The sequence below is a fragment of the Phreatobacter oligotrophus genome (assembly GCF_003046185.1).
Classification (GTDB): domain Bacteria; phylum Pseudomonadota; class Alphaproteobacteria; order Rhizobiales; family Phreatobacteraceae; genus Phreatobacter; species Phreatobacter oligotrophus.
Map to the genome: position 1 here is coordinate 455,181 of NZ_PZZL01000004.1, position 21,378 is coordinate 476,558.

At 68.7% G+C, this 21,378-nt stretch carries 19 protein-coding genes and 1 tRNA gene; 10 read left to right on the forward strand and 10 right to left on the reverse strand.

What is annotated here, in order from left to right:
* Positions 1–6 precede the first annotated feature (6 nt).
* Together tig and C8P69_RS11950 are read right to left on the reverse strand one after the other, a co-directional pair.
* A complete protein-coding gene (tig, locus tag C8P69_RS11945; RefSeq protein WP_108177356.1) occupies positions 7–1,365 on the reverse strand; it encodes a trigger factor in 1,359 nt (452 codons plus the stop codon).
* A gap of 43 nt (positions 1,366–1,408) precedes the next feature.
* A tRNA-Leu gene (locus C8P69_RS11950) sits at positions 1,409–1,493 on the reverse strand.
* Positions 1,494–1,783: 290 nt separating this feature from the next.
* Here C8P69_RS11950 and C8P69_RS11955 point away from each other — a divergent pair.
* Positions 1,784–3,079 (forward strand): multicopper oxidase family protein, encoded by a 1,296-nt coding sequence (locus C8P69_RS11955; RefSeq protein WP_108177358.1) that lies wholly within the window; start codon positions 1,784–1,786, stop codon positions 3,077–3,079.
* A 15-nt stretch (positions 3,080–3,094) separates the two neighbouring features.
* Here C8P69_RS11955 and C8P69_RS11960 read toward each other — a convergent pair whose 3' ends face one another.
* A complete protein-coding gene (locus C8P69_RS11960) occupies positions 3,095–4,609 on the reverse strand; it encodes an NAD(P)H-hydrate dehydratase (protein WP_245902004.1) in 1,515 nt (504 codons plus the stop codon).
* 334 nt (positions 4,610–4,943) lie between these two features.
* Here C8P69_RS11960 and C8P69_RS11965 point away from each other — a divergent pair, with 334 nt between their 5' ends.
* From C8P69_RS11965 to C8P69_RS11980, 4 genes are all read left to right on the forward strand, one after another.
* Entirely contained in the window at positions 4,944–5,282 is a 339-nt protein-coding gene (locus C8P69_RS11965; RefSeq protein WP_106748590.1) for a P-II family nitrogen regulator, read from the forward strand.
* A 59-nt stretch (positions 5,283–5,341) separates the two neighbouring features.
* Positions 5,342–6,751, forward strand: coding sequence for a type I glutamate--ammonia ligase (gene glnA / locus C8P69_RS11970; RefSeq protein ID WP_108177360.1), 1,410 nt, complete (start codon positions 5,342–5,344; stop codon positions 6,749–6,751).
* Positions 6,752–7,087: 336 nt separating this feature from the next.
* On the forward strand, positions 7,088–8,791 hold the full coding sequence (locus tag C8P69_RS11975) for a methyl-accepting chemotaxis protein (RefSeq protein WP_245902005.1): 1,704 nt from the start codon (positions 7,088–7,090) through the stop codon (positions 8,789–8,791).
* A 140-nt stretch (positions 8,792–8,931) separates the two neighbouring features.
* Positions 8,932–9,438 carry a GlcG/HbpS family heme-binding protein gene (locus C8P69_RS11980; protein WP_108177362.1) on the forward strand — a complete coding sequence of 169 codons (507 nt, stop codon included), beginning with the start codon at positions 8,932–8,934 and terminating at the stop codon, positions 9,436–9,438.
* Positions 9,439–9,504: 66 nt separating this feature from the next.
* Here C8P69_RS11980 and C8P69_RS11985 read toward each other — a convergent pair whose 3' ends face one another.
* Positions 9,505–9,717 carry a hypothetical protein gene (locus C8P69_RS11985; protein WP_108177363.1) on the reverse strand — a complete coding sequence of 71 codons (213 nt, stop codon included), beginning with the start codon at positions 9,715–9,717 and terminating at the stop codon, positions 9,505–9,507.
* 205 nt (positions 9,718–9,922) lie between these two features.
* Here C8P69_RS11985 and C8P69_RS11990 point away from each other — a divergent pair, with 205 nt between their 5' ends.
* Positions 9,923–11,920, forward strand: coding sequence for a PhoX family protein (locus tag C8P69_RS11990; RefSeq protein ID WP_108177365.1), 1,998 nt, complete (start codon positions 9,923–9,925; stop codon positions 11,918–11,920).
* A gap of 3 nt (positions 11,921–11,923) precedes the next feature.
* Here the strand turns inward: C8P69_RS11990 and C8P69_RS11995 are convergent, their stop codons facing one another.
* From C8P69_RS11995 to C8P69_RS12010, 4 genes are all read right to left on the reverse strand, one after another.
* Positions 11,924–12,745 carry an alpha/beta hydrolase gene (locus C8P69_RS11995; RefSeq protein WP_245902006.1) on the reverse strand — a complete coding sequence of 274 codons (822 nt, stop codon included), beginning with the start codon at positions 12,743–12,745 and terminating at the stop codon, positions 11,924–11,926.
* A 156-nt stretch (positions 12,746–12,901) separates the two neighbouring features.
* The gene (gene rpsI, locus C8P69_RS12000) at positions 12,902–13,378 is read right to left on the reverse strand and encodes a 30S ribosomal protein S9 (protein WP_108177369.1); all 477 of its coding nucleotides are present in this window, start codon (positions 13,376–13,378) and stop codon (positions 12,902–12,904) included.
* 2 nt (positions 13,379–13,380) lie between these two features.
* Positions 13,381–13,842 (reverse strand): 50S ribosomal protein L13, encoded by a 462-nt coding sequence (gene rplM, locus C8P69_RS12005; RefSeq protein ID WP_108177550.1) that lies wholly within the window; start codon positions 13,840–13,842, stop codon positions 13,381–13,383.
* Between the two features lie 203 nt (positions 13,843–14,045).
* Positions 14,046–14,750, reverse strand: coding sequence for a glutathione S-transferase N-terminal domain-containing protein (locus C8P69_RS12010; RefSeq protein WP_108177371.1), 705 nt, complete (start codon positions 14,748–14,750; stop codon positions 14,046–14,048).
* A 225-nt stretch (positions 14,751–14,975) separates the two neighbouring features.
* On the opposite strand from C8P69_RS12010, the gene C8P69_RS12015 reads away from it, so the two are divergent.
* Complete coding sequence (locus C8P69_RS12015) at positions 14,976–16,556, forward strand: AMP-binding protein (RefSeq protein WP_108177373.1); 1,581 nt, start codon at positions 14,976–14,978, stop codon at positions 16,554–16,556.
* 199 nt (positions 16,557–16,755) lie between these two features.
* Here the strand turns inward: C8P69_RS12015 and C8P69_RS12020 are convergent, their stop codons facing one another.
* The gene (locus C8P69_RS12020; RefSeq protein ID WP_108177375.1) at positions 16,756–17,199 is read right to left on the reverse strand and encodes a PaaI family thioesterase; all 444 of its coding nucleotides are present in this window, start codon (positions 17,197–17,199) and stop codon (positions 16,756–16,758) included.
* 108 nt (positions 17,200–17,307) lie between these two features.
* Between C8P69_RS12020 and C8P69_RS12025 the strand changes: the two genes are divergently transcribed.
* The 3 genes from C8P69_RS12025 (at position 17,308) to C8P69_RS12035 (ending at position 20,103) form a co-directional block, all read left to right on the forward strand.
* A complete protein-coding gene (locus C8P69_RS12025) occupies positions 17,308–18,132 on the forward strand; it encodes an enoyl-CoA hydratase (RefSeq protein ID WP_108177377.1) in 825 nt (274 codons plus the stop codon).
* A complete protein-coding gene (locus tag C8P69_RS12030; RefSeq protein ID WP_245902007.1) occupies positions 18,129–18,668 on the forward strand; it encodes a CoA-binding protein in 540 nt (179 codons plus the stop codon). Before C8P69_RS12025 ends, C8P69_RS12030 begins: the two co-directional genes overlap by 4 nt.
* A gap of 151 nt (positions 18,669–18,819) precedes the next feature.
* On the forward strand, positions 18,820–20,103 hold the full coding sequence (locus C8P69_RS12035; RefSeq protein ID WP_108177381.1) for an O-acetylhomoserine aminocarboxypropyltransferase: 1,284 nt from the start codon (positions 18,820–18,822) through the stop codon (positions 20,101–20,103).
* A 166-nt stretch (positions 20,104–20,269) separates the two neighbouring features.
* On the opposite strand, the gene C8P69_RS12040 is transcribed toward C8P69_RS12035, so the two are convergent.
* Entirely contained in the window at positions 20,270–21,355 is a 1,086-nt protein-coding gene (locus C8P69_RS12040) for a COX15/CtaA family protein (protein ID WP_108177383.1), read from the reverse strand.
* Between the last annotated feature and the right edge of the window lie 23 nt (positions 21,356–21,378).

Below are 21,378 nucleotides of genomic sequence, written 5' to 3' on the forward strand. Positions count from 1 at the left end.
AGCCCGTCAGGCGGCGTCCTCGTCGTCGTTGTCCTTGAAGAGCTCGTCCTTGGAGACGGTCTTCTCGGTGACGTCGGCGAGTTCGAGAATGTAGTCCACGACCTTCTCCTCGAAGATCGGAGCGCGGAGCGAGGCAAGCGCCTGGGGGGTCTTGCGGTAGTAGTCCCAGACCTGCTGCTCCTGACCGGGGAACTGGCGCGCCCGCTCGACCACGGCGCGCGAGACTTCCTCGTCGCTGACCTTGATCTGGGCCTTCTCACCGATTTCCGCAAGGACCAGGCCGAGGCGCACGCGGCGCTCGGCAATGGCGCGATACTCGGCCTTCGCCTTCTCCTCGGTGGTGTCCTCGTCGGCAAAGGTCTTGCCGCGGGACTCCAGGTCCTGCGTGACCTGGCGCCACACGCTGTCGAACTCCTGGTCGACCAGCGTCTGCGGCAGGTCGAAGGAATGACGCTCGTCCAGCGCATCGAGGAGCGAGCGCTTCAGCTTGCGGCGCGAGGCGGCGGTGTACTCGCTCTTCAGGCGGTCGGAGACGGCCGCCTTCAGCTTGGCGAGATCCTCGAAGCCCACCATCTTGGCGAACTCCTCGTCGATCGCCCGCTCGCCGGGCTTCTCGATGGTCTTCACCGTGACGGCGAACTCGGCGTCCTTGCCCGCGAGATTGGCGGCCATGTAGTTGGTCGGGAACTTCACCTTGACCAGCTTCTCCTCGCCGACCTTGACGCCGACCAGCTGGTCCTCGAAGCCGGGGATGAAGGAGTTGGAGCCGAGCTCCAGCGGAATCTCGTCGGCCGAGCCGCCCTCGAACTTCTCGCCGTCGATCGTGCCGACGAAGCCGATGGTGAGGCGGTCGCCGTTCTCGGCGGCAGCGCCCTCGGCCTTCGGCTCGTAGGGGCGGTTCTGCTTGGCCATTGTCTCCAGCATGTCCTGGATGTCGGCCTCGGCCGGCTCGACGACCGGCTTCTCGACCTTGATGCCCTTGAAATCGGCGAGCTGGATGGTCGGCAGCACCTCGAAGGCGACGGTGTAGTCGAGATCGGCCTTGCCCTCGAAGACGGCCTGCGCCTCCTCCTGGGCCTCCGGCAGCTTCACCGCCGGCTCCTGGGCCAGCTTGAAGCTGTTGTCGTTGATGATCTTCTGGTTGGCCTCGCCGACGACGGCCTCGATGGTCTCGGCCAGCACGGCGCGGCCATAGAGCTTCTTGAGGTGGGCGGTCGGCACCTTGCCGGGGCGGAAGCCGTTGATGCTGACGCGGCCCTTCAGGTCGTCGAGACGGGCATCGGCCCGGGCGGCGAGGTCGGCAACCGGAACCACGACGCGAAATTCGCGCTTGAGACCTTCGGACAGGGTGGCGGTCACCTGCATGGCGTCGTTTCTTTCGTGTTCGTGATCGGCGCGGCCGGCAAGATGGTGCGGGCGGAGGGACTTGAACCCCCACGACTTTCGCCACGGGAACCTAAATCCCGCGTGTCTACCAATTCCACCACGCCCGCCGAGGGCCGCTCGAAAAATGTTCCTCGTCCCGCCGGATGCTGGGCACCCGCCAGGCGCGGCTGCATAGCATCGGCTTCCGGCGATTGCATCAAGAAAATGACGGTGGGCACGCGGGCGGCCTGTGCCACGGCACGCGGCTGAAACGGCGGCCGGCGAGGCTAAGCGGGAACGGGCCGCCGATCGGGCAGCCCGGTTCGCGCCGCGCGGTCTGCCCGCGGGTCCGGTCCGGCTTGGCAGCCCGGCCGTGCCGTGTCATGCCGCCCGTCGGCCATCCCCCGAAGGAGCACCAATGTCCGCATCCCGCCTGTCCCGCCGCCGTTTCGGCGCGCTCGGCCTTGCCGGGCTCGGTGCGGCAGCCCTTGGCGCGGCGGGACAGGGGGCCGGTCCGTTCGGATCGGGGCGGGTCCTCGCCAACACCGCTCCGGTGAGGCTTCCCCTCCTGCGGCTCACCGCCGCAGCGGGCCATGTGAGCCTTGCGGCCGACCAGCCGGCGACGCCGATCCTCGGCTATGACGGCGCCGTGCCCGGCCCGGTCCTGCGGCTGCGCCGCGGCGAGACGGCCGACATTGTTCTCCGCAACGATCTCGCCGAGCCGACAGGGCTGCACCTGGCGGGGTGGCGGATGCCGCGTGAGCCCGCGCCGCTCGCGCCGGGCGCCGAGCGCAGCGAAAGGTTCGCCTTCCCCGAGGCCGGCACCCTGCTCTATCGCCCCCTGCTCCTCAGCGGCGAGGCGCAGCTGCGCCAGGGCCTTGCCGGGCTTCTCCTCGTCGACGAGGCGACCCCGCCGCTCCATGATCGTGAAGTGCCGCTCGTCCTCGCCGAAGCCCCCGGTGGCATCATGCTGGTCAACGGCCGCGGCGGGCCGGACCTCACCGTCCGACCCGGCGAAAGGCTCTGGCTGCGGATCGCCAATGCCACCGCCAACCGCGTGCTCCGGTTCGCGCTGCCTGACCAGACCCTCACCCTGATCGCCCTCGACAGCCAGCCCTGCGAGCCCTTCCCGCTCGACGGCGGCCGGCTCGTCCTCGGGCCGGGCCAGCGTGCCGAGCTGATCTGGGACGTCACAGGGGCCGGACCGGTCCTGCCGCTGCAGATCGCCCGGTTCGGCGGGCCGACGCTCTCGGCCGACATTCCGCTCGCGGGCCCGCCGCTCCGCGACGCGCCCTTGCCACCGCCACGCCCCCTGCCCCCCAACGCGGTGCCGCAGGCCATGGACTTCCGCCGGGCCCTGCGCTGGGACTGGACGATCGGCGGCACCGCCGAGGTCCCGACGCTTGCCGGCCGGGAGGACCGCGCGGTGCCCGCGACGCCCGCCTTCCGCGCCCGCATCGGCAGCGTCGTCGTCGTAACCATCCGCAACGATGCGCCGGTGCTGCACGCGCTCCACCTGCAGGGCCAGGCGGCGCGCCTGCTCGATGGGCTCGACGACGGCTGGAAGCCCTACTTCCTCGATACGGTGCTGGTCGCGCCCGGCATGACGGTCCGCCTCGCCTTCGTCACCGAACAGACCGGGCGGCTACTGGTCACCAGCCAGCCGATCAATGCCGACGGTGGCCCCGTCGCCATCGCTTATGACGTGACCTGAGCCGCAACGACCCGATCATTCCTCATCGTCCGGTGGCGCCGAGAGTGCCGCGACGAGGGGCGGAAGGACGCGCGGCAAGGCCTCGGGCAGATCCTCGGCGATCAGGCCCATCCCGGCCTGGTTCCCCGCGTCCCCATGCAGCCAGACCGCTGCGCTGGCCGCCTCGAAGGCCGGCATCCCCTGGGCGAGCAGACCCGTCACCATGCCGGCGAGCACGTCGCCGGAGCCGGCTGTGGCGAGCCAGGGCGGGGCATTGGCGGCGATGGAGGCGAGGCCGTCCGGCGTCGCAACGATCGTGTCGGGCCCTTTCAGGATGACGATGGCGCCGGATCGCTGCGCCGCGGACCGGGCGGCCGCGAGCCGTACCCCCTCCTCCACCGCACCGAAAAGCCGGCCGAACTCGCCGGCATGGGGGGTGAGGACCACAGGCCGTTCCGGCCAGGCGCGGATGCCGGCGAAGAGCGCATCCGGCGCCTCGGCGAAGGCGGTGAGCCCGTCGGCATCGATGACCGTGGCGGCGCCGCACGCCAGCGCCTCGGCGACGAGCGCCCGCGTCGCCTCGCCGGTGCCGAGCGCCGGTCCGAGGCAGACCGCATTGCGCCGCCGGTCGGCGAGGATGCTCGCGAGGCCGGCAGGCCCCTCCATCCGCTCCAGCATGATGGCGGTGAGATGCGCGGCGTTGACGGCGAGCGCCTCGGGGGGCGAGGCCAGCGTCACCAGCCCCGCTCCCGCCCGGAGCGCCCCCCGCGCGGCCAGTCGGGCCGCACCCGTGCGCGTCATGCCACCAGAGACGACCACCGCATGGCCGCGGTGATACTTGTGCCCATCAAGTTGCGGCATGGGAAAAGCATCGCCCCAGAGCGCCGGCTCATTGGCGAAATCGGTCGGCCGGATCCTGTCCAGCACCGCAGCGTCGATGCCGATATCCGCAACCCGCAGCGTCCCACACAGCGTCCGGCCGGGCATGAGCAGGTGCCCCGGTTTGCGGCGAAAGAAGGTGACGGTCTCGTCGGCGCGGATCGCCGCGCCCCGCACCGCGCCGGTCGCCCCGTCGACGCCCGAGGGAATGTCGGCGGCGATGACCCGGCACGGATGGGCGTTGACGGCGGCGATGACCTCCGCGGTCAACCGGTCGATCGGGCGCGACAGGCCGGCGCCATAGAGTGCGTCGATGACAACGGCGACGCGGCCATGATCCCAGCGCGCCAGCGGCACTGGCGCCCGCCCCCAGGCCTCGGCGGCCTCGACCGCATCAGCGGCGCGCGGGTCTGGCGGGCTGTCGGCCGCAACCGTGATCCGGAACCCGCGGTCGCGTAGGACGCGCGCGGCAACATAGCCGTCGCCGCCATTGTTACCGGGGCCGCAGAGCACCACCACCGCCGCGCCGAGCGGCGTGGTCCGCGCCACCGCATCGGCGATGGCGATGCCGGCCCGCTGCATCAGCACCCGCCCCGCCGTGCCTCCGGCGATGGTGAGCCGGTCGGCCTCGGCCATCGCGGCGGGTGACAGGAGGGCGGCGTGGTGACGCATGGGCTCCACTGTCGGCAGAGGAACGGCGCGGGTCAATTGCGCGCGCCGGACCGGGGGCAGGCCGCATTGCTTATTTTTTCATCATCGATAGGGAGTGACGCTCCTCCCGATCAGGACCTTCCGCGCCGCGATTGCCTTTTGGATGTGCAACATGCACAACCATTCGCCAGACTGGCGATCGACCACCCGGCCAACGCGTGACCATCTCGCGGCTTCGCGTTGATTTCGCGGGAAAATCACCGGATCGGCACTCTGGCACGTCTCCTGCTAGCCCGCGAAACGGTCCGGGGCGGGAGCCACAATCCGGCCGTCGGACCACAGGAGCAGGATCGGAATGAAGAAGATCGAGGCGATCATCAAGCCATTCAAGCTCGACGAAGTGAAGGAAGCGCTGCAGGAAGTGGGTCTTCAGGGCATCACGGTCACCGAGGCGAAGGGCTTCGGCCGCCAGAAGGGTCACACCGAGCTCTACCGGGGCGCCGAGTACGTCGTCGATTTCCTTCCCAAGGTGAAGATTGAGATCGTCATGCCGGACGACATGGTGGAGAAGGCGATCGACGCCATCCGCCGCGCCGCCCAGACCGGCCGCATCGGCGACGGCAAGATATTCGTGTCGACCATCGAGGAAGCCATCCGCATCCGCACGGGTGAGTCCGGCCTCGACGCCATCTGAGTTTGAATTCGGCGGGTGGCACCCGCCGCATGCCAACGTGCAAACCAAGAGGAAGCACAATGACGACTGCCAAGGATGTCCTGAAAATGATCAAGGAGAACGACGTGAAGTACGTCGATCTCCGCTTCACCGACCCGCGTGGCAAGTGGCAGCACGTCACCTTCGACATCACCATGATCGACGAGGACATCTTCGCCGAGGGCACGATGTTCGACGGTTCGTCCATCGCCGGCTGGAAGGCGATCAACGAGTCGGACATGCTCCTGATGCTCGACCCGTCGACCGCGCAGATCGATCCGTTCTTCGCCGAGACGACCATGTCGATCGTCTGCGACATTCTCGAGCCCTCGACCGGCGAGCCCTACAACCGCGATCCGCGCGGCATCGCCAAGAAGGCCGAGGCCTATCTGAAGTCGACCAAGATCGGTGACACCATCTTCGTCGGCCCCGAGGCCGAGTTCTTCGTGTTCGACGACGTGAAGTTCGCCGCCGAGCCCTACCACACCGGCTTCAAGGTCGACTCCTCGGAGCTGCCGACCAACTCCTACACCGACTACGAGGGCGGCAATCTCGGCCACCGCGTTCGCGTGAAGGGCGGCTACTTCCCCGTTCCCCCGATCGACAGCCTGCAGGACATGCGCGGCGAGATGCTCGCCTCCATGGCCAAGATGGGCGTGAAGGTCGAGAAGCATCACCATGAGGTCGCTTCCGCCCAGCACGAGCTCGGCATGAAGTTCGACACGCTGACGCACATGGCCGACCAGATGCAGATCTACAAGTACTGCATCCATCAGGTCGCCAACATCTACGGCAAGACCGCCACCTTCATGCCGAAGCCGGTCTATGGCGACAACGGCTCGGGCATGCACGTGCACCAGTCGATCTGGAAGGGCGGCAAGCCGCTGTTCGCCGGCAACAAGTATGCCGACCTCAGCCAGGAGTGCCTCTGGTACATCGGCGGCATCATCAAGCACGCCAAGGCGCTGAACGCCTTCACCAACCCGTCGACCAATTCCTACAAGCGTCTGGTCCCGGGCTACGAGGCTCCGGTTCTGCTGGCCTATTCCGCCCGCAACCGCTCGGCGTCCTGCCGTATTCCGTGGACGGCCAACCCGAAGGCCAAGCGCGTCGAGGTTCGCTTCCCCGACCCGACCGCCAACCCGTACCTGGCCTTCGCCGCCATGCTGATGGCCGGCCTCGACGGCATCACCAACAAGATCGATCCGGGCGCTGCCATGGACAAGGATCTCTATGACCTCCCGCCGAAGGAGCTCAAGAAGATCCCGACCGTCTGCGGCTCGCTGCGCGAGGCTCTCCAGGCCCTCGACAAGGACCGCGCCTTCCTCAAGGCCGGCGGCGTCTTCAACGACGACTTCATCGACAGCTACATCGAACTGAAGATGGGCGAGGTCATGCGCTTCGAGATGACCCCGCACCCGGTCGAGTACGACATGTACTACTCGGTCTGATCCGGTCGGGCGGGCCTTGCGCCCGCCCCTCCCCGGCTTCCCTCGCGAAGCCCGATCAGCCGATCACGATCTTCCTCCCACCGCGCGCTGATGCGCGGTCACCTTCCCAACGGGCGCCCTCGGGCGCCCGTTTTCTTTTAGCAGCGCGCCCGCGACAACCACAGGCAGGGGAAGGGAACACGCCCCCGGACGCGAAGCCATACCAGGGTAGTGCCATAATGTCGCAACACGGGAAGTGATTTTTTCTACAACCATTATCAGTTCATTAGGCCACACGGTGCCTTCTGGTCGCGCATTGATAGGAGAATTCACCAAGCCGCGCGCCTGAGAGGTCTGATGTCACTGGGTTCCTTCCGCATCACCACCAAGATCCTGACCATTGCGATCGCTCTCAACATGGCCCTGGTCGGGGTTGGCGCGATCGGCGTGATGTCGCTGCGCCAGTTGTCGGCCGACAGTGCCGCCGCCGCCGATATCGTCCGCGTCGTGGTCGCCTCTCCGCGCATCAACCAGAACCTCGTTGCGATCAACCGCGCCGAATTCGCAATCGCCGCCAACCCCTCCCCCGACTTCATCCGCGAGGTCGCCGGAGAGATCGCGCGCGAGGCCGATCAGGCACGTGAGCGCTTTGGCGTGATCCGCACTCTGCCGGTTCCCGCCATCCAGGAGGCCGTCCGCAAGGCCGAGGAGGCCTTCGCTGCCGCAAAGGCCCGCAGCGACGCGACCATCGCCTTCGCCAGCACGGTGCGCGGCGCAGCGACCCTTGAGCAGCGCGAGCGGCTGGCGGCCCTGGCGCTCGCCAGCAAGGAGAGCTCCAGCACGGCGCGCAGCCTGCTCGTCGAGACCACCAACATGATCCTCGCCCATTCCCAGGGCATTGTCGGCGAGGTCCGCGCAACAGCCGATGCCCGCACGACGCTCCTTGCCATCATCATCGCCGCCGCGATCGTCGCCGGCATCGCCCTGGCGCTGCTGATCGGCCAGGTCGGGATTTCCCGCCCCATCGGCCGCCTCAACGCCGTTCTCGGCGAATTGGCCAAGGGCAATTATCAGGTCGCCGCCTATGGCGCCGACCGCAAGGACGAGGTCGGCGACATCGCCCGCGCGGCCGAGACCTTCCGCGCCAACGGCATGGAAACCGAGCGTCTGCGCGCCGAGCAGGAGGCTGCCAAGGCCGCCGAGGCGGAGAAGCAGAGGGCGATGATGCACGAGCTCGCCGACCGCTTCGAGACCGCCGTCGGCGGCATCGTCGACATGGTCTCGGCCGCCGCGACCGAGATGCAGGCGACGGCCACCCAGCTCTCCGCCTCCGCCCAGGAGGCCTCCGCCCAGTCGACCTCGGTGGCGAGCGCGGCGGAGGAAGCCGGCGCCAACGTCACCGCGGTGGCAGGCTCGGCCGAGGAGCTTGGCGCGTCCGTCCAGGAGATCGGCCGCCAGGTCGAACAATCCGCCGGGCTCGCCCGCAGCGCTGTCGACGAGGCCGATGCCACCCGTTCCATCGTGGCGGAGCTGACGGACGGCGCCGCCCGCATTGGCGCCATCGTCGAGATGATCTCGACCATCGCCGCGCAGACCAACCTCCTCGCCCTCAACGCCACCATCGAGGCGGCCAGGGCCGGCGAAGCCGGCAAGGGCTTCGCGGTGGTTGCCGCGGAGGTGAAGGGTCTTGCCTCGCAGACCGCCAAGGCCACCAGCGAAATCGGCGCCCAGATCGTCGCCATCCAGCAAACGACCGGCAAGGCCGTCCAGGCCATTGCCGGGATCACCGCGAGCATCGGCTCCATCCACCAGGCGACCTCCTCCATCGCCTCGGCGGTGGAACAGCAGGGCTCGGCCACCCGCGAGATCGTCGCCTCGGTCAGCCAGGCCTCCACCGGCACGAACGAGGTCTCTGCGGCGATCACCTCGGTGGCGCAGGCGGCCGCAGAGACCGGTCACGGCGCAAGCCAGGTGCTCACCGCCTCGTCAGACCTCGCACGCCAGGCCGAGCGCCTGTCCGCCGAGGTCCGGCAGTTCCTGGCGACCGTCCGGGCGGCCTGACGCGTCTTCCAAAATCGGCGGGGGCCGCCTCGGGCGTCCTCGCCGGCCCGGCGAGCGACCATCGCCAAAGAGCGACAGTGAGCTGGGCCGAATCTTGCCTGCGGAACCGGGTGCACCGAAAGTCCGCAGACGAGTCCGCCATGCATGCTCTTCATCGCCTTGCCGCCTGCCTCCTTTGCCTAGCCCCGACATGGGCCAGCGCCGACAGCCTGGTCATTGAACGGCAGATCCCCCTGTCCGCGGCGCTCACCGGCGCCCGCGCCGCCATCGAGACATGCCTTGGCCAGAACTACCGGATCGCCGTGACCATCGCCGACCGCGCGGGCAATGTCCGCGTCACGCTCCGGGCGGATGGCGCCAACCCCCATCTCCTCGAAGGCGCCGCCCGCAAGGCCTATACGGCGGCCATGCTGCGCATCCCGACCACCCAGATGGGCCAGGTCATCGCCCGCAATCCCGGCGCTGCCGCCCTGATGGATTTCGATCGCATGACGCCGCTGGGCGGCGGCCTGCCCATCCGGATGGGCGATGACGTGGTCGGTGGGATCGGCGTTGCCGGCGTGCCCGTTGGCGGGGCGGGCGGCGCTGGCGATGAGGGCTGCGCCCAGGCCGGGCTCGCGGCCCTTGCCGCAGCGATCACGCCGTGATGCCCGCGGCTCGGCCGGCCGCCATGGGCTGATGACGGCGGGTGAGGCTTCACGCCCAGCCTGTTGTCAGAGGATGAGGAAGGCTCCGGCCAGCGCCATGGTGACGGCCCAGGCGCCGATCCGCCCCAGTGTCCAGGCAGAATCGGTCTCGTCACCGGGCAGGACGAGGCTCGTCTCCTCCGGATCGATGCAACCGAGGGCGAGGCCCGCGCGCTCGGCGGCGCGCATCAGCTTCGCCATGTCCTGTTCGATCGTGACCAGTCCCAATACGCGGTCCATGACGCAACTCCGGAACGCCTCGCTCTACGCCGGCACGACCATGGACCCGCAGATGTAAACGAGGCCTTTGCGCGGGACGGGCCGCCCCCCATGCGCGCGGCGCATTGCACGCAGCTGTGACTTTTGGGTCGCAGGTGACGTAGGGTCGTGTCACCGGACGGTCACATGGGCGCGCTTCAACTCGCCCACGCCGAAGGAGACAGCCATGAGCCAGGACATCCGCAACACATCCCAGCGCGCCGAAGACGCCGAGGACCGCGGCAGCAGCCCGGCGACCGGCCCGACCCTCGGCGACATCGTCGCCGCCCGCTTCGGCCGGCGCGACCTGATGAAGGGCCTGCTCGGCGTCGGCGCCATCTCGGCGACGCTCGGACCGGCGGCCCTGGCCTCCGGCACCGCCGCGGCCCAGGGCGCGGCATCCGCCTTTGCCTTCCGCGAGCTCGACTCGACCCCGACCGACCGCGCCGAGGTCGCCGAGGGCTACAATGCCGAGGTGCTGATCCGCTGGGGCGATGCCGTCCTCGCCGATGCGCCGGCCTTCGCGCCGACCACCCAGACCGCCGCCGCCCAGGCGCGCCAGTTCGGCTATAACAACGACTATCTCGGCTATTTTCCCGTGCCGGGCGCGGCGAACCCCTCGGCCCACGGCCTGCTCTGCGTCAATCACGAATATACCAACGAGGAGCTGATGTTCCCCGGCCTCGGCCGCCAGGACGCCGGGGGCCCGCTCGGCCGCGAGAAGGCCTTCGCCGGGATGACGAAGGAGCTCGCCGCGGTCGAGATGATGGCCCATGGCGGCTCGGTCCTGGAGGTCCGCCGCACGGGCGAGCGCTGGCAGGTGGTCGCCGGCTCGCGCTATGCCCGCCGCATCACCGCCGAGACGCCGATGGAGATCACCGGACCCGCCGCCGGCCATTCGCGCCTGCAGACGAGCGCTGACCCGACGGGCCGCCGGGTCCTCGGCATGCTCAACAACTGCGCCGGCGGCCGCACGCCCTGGGGCACCTGGCTGTCCTGCGAGGAGAACATCAACGGCTACTTCTCCGGCCGCCTCGCCGAGGGCCATGCCGAGACTGCCAACTACCGCCGCATGGGCATTCCCGGCCGGTGGATGAACTGGGGCGACTACGAGCCCCGCTTCGACCTGTCCAAGGAGCCGAACGAGCCGAACCGCTTCGGCTGGGTGGTCGAGATCGATCCCTTCGACCCGACGTCGACGCCGAAGAAGCGCACGGCGCTTGGCCGCTTCAAGCACGAGGGCGCCGCCGGCATCACATCCCGGGATGGGCGCTACGTCCTCTATTCCGGCGACGACGAACGCTACGACTACGTCTATCGCTTCGTCACCGAGGGCCGCGTCTCCGGCGATCGCGCCCGTGACATGAACCTCCTCGATTCCGGCACGCTGTCGGTCGCCCGCTACAATGCCGACGGCACGGGCGACTGGCTGCCGCTGGTCTTCGGCGAGGGGCCCCTCATCCCCGCGAACGGCTTCCACTCGCAGGCCGACGTGGTGATCGAGGCGCGCCGCGCCTCGGACCTGCTCGGCGCCACCCGCATGGACCGTCCGGAGGATGTCGAGGCCAATCCGCGGACCGACAAGGTCTATGTCATGCTCACCAACAACAACCGCCGCAAGGCGGACGAGGTGAACCCGGCCAATCCCCGCGCGGACAACCGCTTCGGCCACATCGTCGAGATGCTGCCCGATGGACGCGACCACGCCGCCCCGCGCTTCACCTGGGACATCCTGGTGCGCTGCGGCGACCCCTCCATCGCGACCGTCGGTTCAACCTTCAACAGCCGCACGACCAAGGACGGCTGGTTCGGCATGCCCGACAACTGCGCCATCGACGCCGACGGGCGCCTGTGGGTCGCCACCGACGGCAACTTCCCCAACCGCACCGGCCGCAACGACGGCGTTTGGGCGATGGAAACGGAGGGCGAGCGTCGCGGCACCTCCAAGCTCTTCTTCAAGTGCCCCTTCGGCGCCGAGCTCTGCGGGCCAGAGTTCACCCCCGATGGCGAGACCTTCTTCGTGGCGCTCCAGCATCCCGGCGAGACCGACCCGGAAGATCCGAACGCCGCGCCGGCCACCTACGAGAACCCGGCGACCCGCTGGCCGGACTTCTCGCCCGACATGCCGCCGCGTCCCGCGATCGTCGCCATCACCCGCAAGGGCGGCGGCAAGATCGGCAGCTGAGGATCACGGCGCGAGGTCGAGGAGCATCCGCGTCAGGATGCCCTCGGGATCGCGCATCGTGTCGAGGATGGAGAAATGGTCGGCGCCAGCCGCGGGCACCAGCGGTCCCGGTGCCCCGGCCCTCTGGCGGCTCGCATGGAAGGCGTGGGAATTCGCCACCAGCGCCGGCAGTTCCCGGTCGCCATAGGTGATGCCGAGAGGCTTCATCACGGACGGCCGGCGCAGCGGCGACAGGTCCGAGATCTCGTCGGCTGTGAGGCGCAGGTTCTCGTTGAGATAGGTGCCGGCGAGCGGCGCCAGTTCGAATATCCCTGAGATGGCAAGGCCCGCCGTCACCGCCTCGTGGCTCAGCGCTATGGCCGCGAGATGGCCGCCGGCCGACCAGCCCGCGACGATCAGCGGCCCGGCAATGCCGTGGCGCGCGCCGTCCGCGGCCAGCAGGTCCAGCGCCGCGCTGCATTCGGCGACGATGCTCGCAAGGCTCGCCTCCGGCGCCAGCGTGTAGCCGGGCATGGCGACCGACCAGCCATGGGCCATGACGCCCTCGCCGAGGACGGCGAACATCTCGCGGCGGTTCCGCATCCAGTAGCCGCCGTGGAAATAGACGAGGCAGGGCGCGCCCGCCTCGCGCGCGGGATAGAGGTCCACCTTCTGCCGCTCCCCCGGACCGAAGGGCACGTCCATGGTCGCGGCAAAGCGCTCGCGGATGACGGCGGATTCGGCCGTCCAGCGGGTGAAGGTGTCAGACCAGCTCGGCACCGCCTGGCCGTTGTTGTAGGCGGCATCGCGCAGAGCCTGGGGAACGGGACTGACGTCGATCGGCATGGCAGATCTCCTCGGGGCCATCACTGTGCCATGCTAGTCCCTCAGCACCAGCCTCGCGGGCGCGGGTCATCCCCGCAGCGCTGCGCTGACGCTATAACGAAAAAGCCGGGCGCGAGGCCCGGCTTTTCCTGTGTCTTTCGATCGCTCCGAAACGGATCAGCGCTTCGAGAACTGGAAGGAGCGGCGAGCCTTGGCCCGGCCGTACTTCTTGCGCTCGACCACGCGGCTGTCGCGGGTGAGGAAGCCTTCCTTCTTCAGGGCGCCGCGCAGCTCCGGCTCGTAGTAGGTGAGCGCCTTGGAGATGCCATGGCGCACCGCGCCGGCCTGGCCGGAGAGGCCGCCGCCGGCCACCGTGACGACGATGTCGTACTGGGTGTCACGGCCGACGAGCACCAGCGGCTGCTTCAGCAGCATGCGCAGCACCGGGCGGGCGAAATAGACGTCGAGGGCACGATCGTTGACCGTGATCTTGCCCGAGCCGGGCTTCACCCAGACGCGGGCGACCGCGTCCTTGCGCTTGCCGGTGGCATAGGCGCGGCCCTGCTTGTCGAGCTTCTGGACGTGACGCGGGGCTTCCGAGCCACCGGTCTTCAGGGCGCTGAGGCCCTCGAGGGACGAAACGGTCTCAGCCATTGTCAGGCCCTCACGTTCTTCGAGTTCATCGCGCCGACATCGAGGGCGACGGGCGTCTGGGCCTCGTGCGGGTGCTTGTCACCGCCATAGACGCGCAGGTTCGACATCTGCTTGCGGCCGAGCGGACCGCGCGGGATCATGCGCTCCACGGCCTTCTCGACGATGCGCTCCGGGAAACGGCCGTCGCGGATGGTCTTGGCCATGCGCTCCTTGATGCCGCCCGGATAGCCGGTGTGATGGTAGTAGGCCTTCTGGTCCCACTTGCGGCCGGTGAAAACCACCTTGTCCGCATTGATGACGATGACATTGTCGCCGCAATCGACATGGGGGGTGTAGGTGGCCTTGTGCTTGCCGCGCAGGCGCATCGCCACGATCGTCGCAAGGCGGCCCACAACCAGGCCCTTCGCGTCGATCAGAACCCACTTCTTGTCGACCTCGGCGGGCTTCGCCACATAGGTCTTCATGATCGTGTCTTCCGGAAAAGAGAAATCGGAAGCGGCGAGCGGCAGGCCGTTCGACGCGTCGGCAGGGCTATAGAAGAGCGCCCCGCCGCCGTCAATGTCATGATGCCACAAAAACAGTCTAAAAATCAGGGGCTTATAAAATAGGTATTTTGATACCTGTATTTTCGCCGCTGTTTTTCAATCACTTGGGCGTCGCGCGCACCTCACGGCCGCTTCGGGATCTCCAGGCCGCGCTGCACCGCCGGACGGGCAAGGCAGCGCTCCAGCCAGGCCGGCACCGCCTTGAGCTCGCCATAGGCGACGAGATCGCCCGCGCCGTAGAAGCCGACGAGGTTGCGCACCCAGCCCAGCAGCGACATGTCGGCGATCGTGTAGTCATCGCCCATGATGAAGGCGCGGTCGGCAAGGCGCGTCTCCAGCACGCGGATGAGGCGGTGGGATTCGGCGCGGTAGCGCTCCAGCGGCCGCTTGTCCTCCCATTCGCGGCCCGCGAATTTGTGGAAGAAGCCGAGCTGGCCGAACATCGGGCCGACCGCCGCCATCTGGAAGAAGACCCACTGGATGGTCTCGATACGGGCGACCGGATCGGCGGGCAGGAACTTCCCCGTCTTCTCGGCGAGGTAGAGGAGGATCGCGCCGCTCTCGAACAGCCCGATCGGCTTGCCGCCGGGCCCGTTGGGATCGATGATCGCGGGGATTTTGCCGTTGGGGTTGAGCGACAGGAATTCCGGCCCCCAGGTCTCGTTCTGGCCGATATTGATCGTGTGCGGCTCGTAAGCGAGCCCGGTCTCCTCCAGCATGATCGACACTTTCACGCCGTTCGGAGTGGGGAGCGAATAGAGCTGGATGCGGTCGGGATGGGCCGCCGGCCAGCGGCGGGTGATGGGGAAGGCGGACAGATCGGACATGAGGGCTCCTCGGCGCCGTCAACGTGACGGCTCGCCACAGATGGGCGGTGAACCTCGCCGATCAACCGCGTCCTGCCAAGCGGCCCGTGACGCTCCCGGCGATGTGATGGCGCGCCGATCGGCCGCTCGGCCCAGTTGAGCCCTTGCGCAGGCCGGCGCAGGCTGACCGTCAGAGCCGGGCAAACCGGCCGATCGTCCCGAGGAAACGCCCCAAGGATGCCACCAATGCCCATGGTGACCCCGCCCACCGGCCATGTCGGCCCCTTTGCCGGCCTCGATGTGCCCTGGCTCCTCGCCATGCGGGCCGAACGGCGGGGAGACCACCCCTTCATCGTCTGGACCCCGTTCGAGCGGCCGGCTGTCACCCTCACCTACCGGGCCTTCCACGGCCGCGTCGGGGCGCTGGCCGCCGGCCTCGCCCGCCGCGGGATCAAGCCGGGTGAGTTCGTGCTGATCCACCTCGACAATTGCCTGGAGGCGCTGCTCGCCTGGTATGCCTGCGTCGAGTTGGGCGCCATCGCGGTCACCACCAACACCCGTTCCGCCGGGCCGGAGATCGCCTATTTCGCGGAGCATTGCGGGGCGGTCGCCGCCATCACCCAGCCGGCCTATGCCGATAGCGTCGCCGCCAACTGCCAGGCCCTGCGTTGGCTCGCGGTGACCGACAATGACAGCGGCGAGCCGGCCCTGGGCGCCCGGGTCCCGGAGAAGGCCGAGCGCTTCGACGCCCTCTTCGCCGACGCGGCAGACCGGCCGGTGCGCCCGCGCGATCCCCTCTGGCCCTGCTCGGTCCAGTACACGTCCGGCACGACGGCGCGGCCGAAGGCGGTGCTCTGGACCCATGCCAACGCGCTCTGGGGCGCCAAGGTCAACGCGGCCCACGAGGACCTGAGGCCGGAGGACGTGCACCTCGTCCACCTGCCGCTCTTCCACACCAATGCGCTGGCCTATTCCGTTCTGGCGAGCCTCTGGGTGGGAGCGACAGCCGTCATCATGCCGCGCTTCTCGGCGAGCCGCTTCTGGGCGATTGCCGCCGAGCACCGCTGCACCTGGACCTCCGTCGTGCCCTTCTGCACCCGCGCCCTGATGGAGCGCGACATCCCGAAGAGCCACACGTTCCGGCTCTGGGGCAGCGCCGTCTGCGAGCCGCCGACCGACGCCATCTTCGGCGTGAAGACCATCGGCTGGTGGGGCATGACCGAGACCATCACCCACGGCATCATCGGCGAGGTCACCCAGCCGAACATCCCCATGGCCATCGGCCGCGCCGCGCCGGAATACGAGATCCGCGTACTGGACGACGACGGCCGCGCCACCCAGGTCGGCGGCACGGGCCACCTGCGCATCCGCGGCATTCCCGGCCTGACGCTCTTCAAGGAATATCTCTTCAACGCCAAGGCCATGGCCGAGAGTTTTGATTCAGACGGTTATTTCATCACCGGCGACCGGGTGAAGCTGCTGGAGAACGGCTTCATCCGCTTCGGCGACCGCGACAAGGACATGCTGAAGGTCGGCGGCGAGAATGTCGCGGCCTCCGAGATCGAGCAGGTCATCGTGCAGGTCCAGGGCGTCCGCGAGGTGGCGGTGGTGGCGAAGAAGCACCCGATGCTGGACGAGGTGCCCGTCGTCTTCGTCATTCCGCAGGCGGATGCCGCGCCCGACCTTCCCGACCGCATCATCACCGCCTGCCGGTCAGCCCTCGCCGACTTCAAGGTGCCGCGCGAGGTGCATCTGGTGGACGACATGCCGCGCTCGACGCTGGAGAAGATTGCCAAGGCGGAGCTGAGGAAGCGGCTCGAGGCGTGAGGCCGGCTGGTTCGTCGTCCGTCAATGCCCCACCCGCACCCTCCCCGCGCTCCGCGCAGGGAGGGGACTTCGACGTCCTGCCAAACGGCCACGGTTGTGCCTGGCCCAACCGAGACGCGACTGGCGCGAGGTCATGGTCCCCCTCCCCGCGTCAGCGGGGAGGGTAAGGGTGGGGCATCGGACTCACTGCGCCCGCCGCTCACCGCTCCGGCGGGATCGAATAGGTGCCGGTGGCATGGGCGACGAGATCGTCCCCCTCGCGCTCCGACCAGATCGCGACCTCGCCCACGGCCAGCCGCTTGCCGAGCTTGATCAGCCGGCATTCGGCGACGAGGTCGCGCTGCGCGGGTTTCTTCAGGAAGTTGATGTTGAGGTTGGTCGTGACCGCGAGCGCGACCGGCCCGATCGAGGCAAGGATCGCCACATAGAGCCCGGTATCGGCCAGCGTCATCATGGTCGGTCCCGAGATCGTGCCGCCCGGACGCAACTGGCGGGGATCGTACCGGCAGCGCATCCGCGCGAATTTCGGCCCCACCGCTTCGACCATGAAGGTCTTGCCCGGCCCGAAGACCTGCGGGAACTCGGTGGCGAGAAAGGCCTCCATCTCGGTCACGGTCATGCGGGCGGCGGCGTGGCTGGACATGGCGGGCTGAAGCGCTTCCGGGGGACGGACCGCCCTTCGGCGGCCTTGCGGGTGCGACGATAGCGGGCCAAGGTCGCGCCCGCTCCTCTTGCAAAAGGCGGATGCCGCTTGTCTGACGCTCCCTCGCCCGCCCCCACCATCGCCGCGCCGATCCTCCGTCGCGCGGATGCGAACGGCATCGCCACGCTGACCCTCGATGACCCGTCGAGCCGCAACGCCCTGTCCGAGCGGATGCTGGCGAGCCTCTCCGACACCCTCGCCGCCATCGCCGCGGACCGCAGCATCCGCGCCGTCGTGCTCACCGCTGTCGGCCCCTGCTTCTCTTCCGGCCATCACCTCAAGGAGATGAGCGCCCGAAGAGCCGATCCCGACCGGGGCCGCGCCTATTTCGCCGACATCCTCGGCCGCTGCTCCGCCATGATGCAGCAGATCGTCGCCCTGCCGCAGCCCGTCATCGCCGCGGTCCAGGGCCTTGCCACCGCTGCCGGCTGCCAGCTCGTCGCCACCTGCGACCTCGCCGTCGCCTCATCCGAGGCGCGGTTCTGCACGCCCGGCGTCCATATCGGCCTGTTCTGCTCGACGCCGATGGTGGCGCTGTCGCGCAACCTCAGCCGCAAGCATGCCATGGAGATGCTGCTGCTGGGCGACGCCATCCCCGCCGACGAGGCTTTCCGCATGGGCCTCGTCAACCGCGTCGTGCCGGCCGGCACCGAGCTTGCCGAGGCGACGGCGCTGGCCGCCCGCATCGCCGCCAAGTCGACGCTGACGGTGAAGGTCGGCAAGCGCGCCTTCTCCGAGCAGCTGGAAATGGGCCTTTCCGACGCCTATGCGCATGCCAGCGCCGTGATGGTTGAGAACATGCTCGCCCGCGACGCCGAGGAGGGCATTGCCGCCACCCTCGAGAAGCGCCAGCCGCGATGGGAAGACCGGTGAACCACGACAGCTATTCCGACGCCACGATCCGCACCATCCTGTCGGACGTGAAGATCATCGCCATGGTCGGCGCCTCCGCCAATGCGGTGCGCCCCTCCTATTTCGTGCTGAAATACCTTCTCGACCGCGGCTACCGCGTCCACCCCGTCAATCCCGGCCTTGCCGGCCAGGAGATCCTCGGCTGCCGCGTGTACGCGAACCTCGCCGACATCCCCGAGCCCGTGGACATGGTCGACATCTTCCGCAATGCCGAGGCCGCCGCGGCCATCGTCGAGGAGGCCATCGCCCTCCCGCAGCGCCCGAAGGTCATCTGGATGCAGCTCGGCGTGCGCAACGATGCTGCCGCGGCCCGCGCGGAGGAGGCCGGCATGACCGTGGTGATGAACCGCTGCCCCAAGATCGAGCTCGGGCGTCTGTCCTCCGAGATCGCCTGGATGGGGGTCAATTCCCGCACCATCTCGGCGAAGCGCGCCCCGCAGCTGAAGGCCGGCAAGTTCCAGAAGCTCGGGCTCCGGACCACCTTCCAGCGCGACTGAAGCGGGCTGACGCGGCGCGCGGCGCCGACGGAACAGGGCCGCTGTCACGGCCCCGAAATAGAAAATCCTGTTTCATTGACCCGTCAGATGGCGGCGCGATAGACAGAAATTCTACGAAATGCCGGCGAATGGCCGGTCAGGAGGAAACATCATGGCTGATCGCGCCCCCGGCTTTGCCACCCTCGCCGTCCATGCCGGCGCCCAGCCCGATCCGACCACCGGCGCGCGGGCGACGCCGATCTACCAGACGACCTCCTTCGTCTTCGACGATGTCGACCATGCCGCCTCGCTCTTCGGCCTGCAGGCCTTCGGCAACATCTACACCCGTATCGGCAACCCCACGAACGCGGTGCTCGAGGAACGCGTCGCGGCGCTCGAGGGCGGCACGGCGGCGCTCGGCGTTGCCTCCGGCCATGCGGCCGAATTCCTCGTCTTCCACGCCCTGCTGCAGCCCGGCGACGAGTTCGTCGCCTCGAAGAAGCTCTATGGCGGCTCGATCAACCAGTTCAACCACTCCTACAAGAGCTTCGACTGGCGCGTCGTCTGGGCCGATCAGGACGACCTCGCGGCCTTCGAGGCGGCGGTGACGCCGAAGACCAAGGCGATCTTCATCGAGAGCATCGCCAACCCCGCCGGCAACATCACGGACATCGCCGGCATCTCGGCCATCGCCAAGCGCCACGGCATCCCGCTGATCGTCGACAACACGCTGGCGACGCCCTACCTCATCCGCCCCTTCGAGCACGGCGCCGACATCGTCGTGCATTCCGCCACCAAGTTCCTCGGCGGCCACGGCAATTCCATCGGCGGCGTGATCGTTGATGGCGGCTCCTTCGACTGGGTGAAGTCCGGCCGCTATCCCTTCCTGACCTCGCCCCGCCCCGAATATGGCGGCATCGTCCTGGCCGAGACCTTCGGCAATTTCGCCTTCGCCATCGCCGTGCGCGTCCTGGGCCTGCGTGACCTCGGGCCGGCGCTCTCGCCCTTCAACGCCTTCCAGATCCTCACCGGCATCGAGACCCTGCCGCTGCGCATGGAGCGGCACTCGGCCAATGCGCTGAAGGTGGCGGAATTCCTCTCCACCCACCCGAAGGTCGCCTGGGTCTCCTATCCGGGCCTTCCCGGTGACAAGGGCCATGCGCTCGCCAAGAAGTACACGCCGAAAGGCGCCGGCGCGGTCTTCACCTTCGGACTCAAGGGCGGCTACGAGGCAGGCGTGAAGCTGGTCTCGGAAGTGGCGCTCTTCTCCCACCTCGCCAATGTCGGCGACACCCGCTCGCTCATCATCCACCCGGCTTCGACCACCCACCGCCAGCTCTCCGACGAGCAGAAGACGGTGGCAGGTGCAGGACCGGAGGTGGTGCGCCTCTCGGTCGGCATCGAGGATGTCGCGGACATCATCGCCGATCTGGAAAAGGCGCTGGCGGCGGTCTGAGGCCGTCTGGCCCCCTGACGCGCCATCGCGGCATGGTCATGCCCGCCCTTGTGGCGGGCATCCACGACTTGACCACCGACGTCTGAGAAGTCGTGGATGCCCGGGCCAAGCCCGGGCATGACGGAGAGGTGAATGCTGTCCGATAGCGGTGGGCCCGAGCCCCGCCCTACTCCGCCGGAACGGCCCGCCCGGCCGGCACGGCCTCGATCCGCGGCGCGCGGGTCAGCGCGAAAACATGCGACAGCGCATGCCCCAGCACCAGCACGGCGAAGCCCTGGTGCAGGAGGCCGGCCCAGAGCGGCACGACGAGCACCAGCGTCACCACGCCGATCACCGCCTGCGCCGTCACCAGGCCCAGCAGCACCGTCGCGCCCTTGGCATAGGCCGTGCCGCGCGCCGAGAGCATGTGCCAGACCGCCAGCGCCAGCAAGCCATAGGCGACCAGGCGGTGGTTGAACTGCACGAGGGCGAGCGAGTCGATGAAGGCCTCGCCGATGGTCGCCTTGTCGAACAGAACGGCCATGGGCGGGATCAGCGCGCCATCCATCAGCGGCCAGTCGTTGAAGCGCATGCCCGCTTTGTTGCCGGCGACCAGCGCGCCGAGGGCGATCTGGAGGGCCAGCACGCAGAGCACGGCGATGCCGCCGCGCCGCACGATGTCGGGCACCGGTTCGCGCCGCCGCTCCGGCATGAGCCTCAGCGCCGTCCAGACGAGCAGCGCGAAGATCAGGCAGGCCAGCGACAGGTGGAACATCAGCTTCAGCGGCGCGACATAGACCATGCCTGGCTTGAGGCCCGAGGCCACCATCAGCCAGCCGACGAAGCCCTGAAGCGCCATGAGCAGGCCGATGCCGAAGGTGCCGGCGGCGAGCCGCGCCGACATGAAGCCGCGCGCCGCGAAGAAGATCCACGGCAGCAGCATGGCCGCACCGACCAGGCGACCAAGGAAACGATGGCCCCATTCCCACCAGTAGATGAACTGGAAGTCGCCGAGGCTCATGCCCTTGTTGATGGCCTGGTATTGAGGGCTCGCCCGGTACTTGTCGAATTCCAGCGCCCAGTCGGCCGCCGACAGCGGCGGGATGGAGCCCGTCACCGGCTTCCATTCGGTGATCGACAGACCGGAATCGGTCAGCCGCGTCGCGCCGCCCACCACCACCATGCAGAAGACCAGCGCGGCCACGCAGAGCAGCCAGATGCGCACGGCGCGGTGCGTGTCGGGAGCGGTCGAAACGGTCGCGGGCGCCGTCATGCGGCGATCCTCCGGCTTGTGAT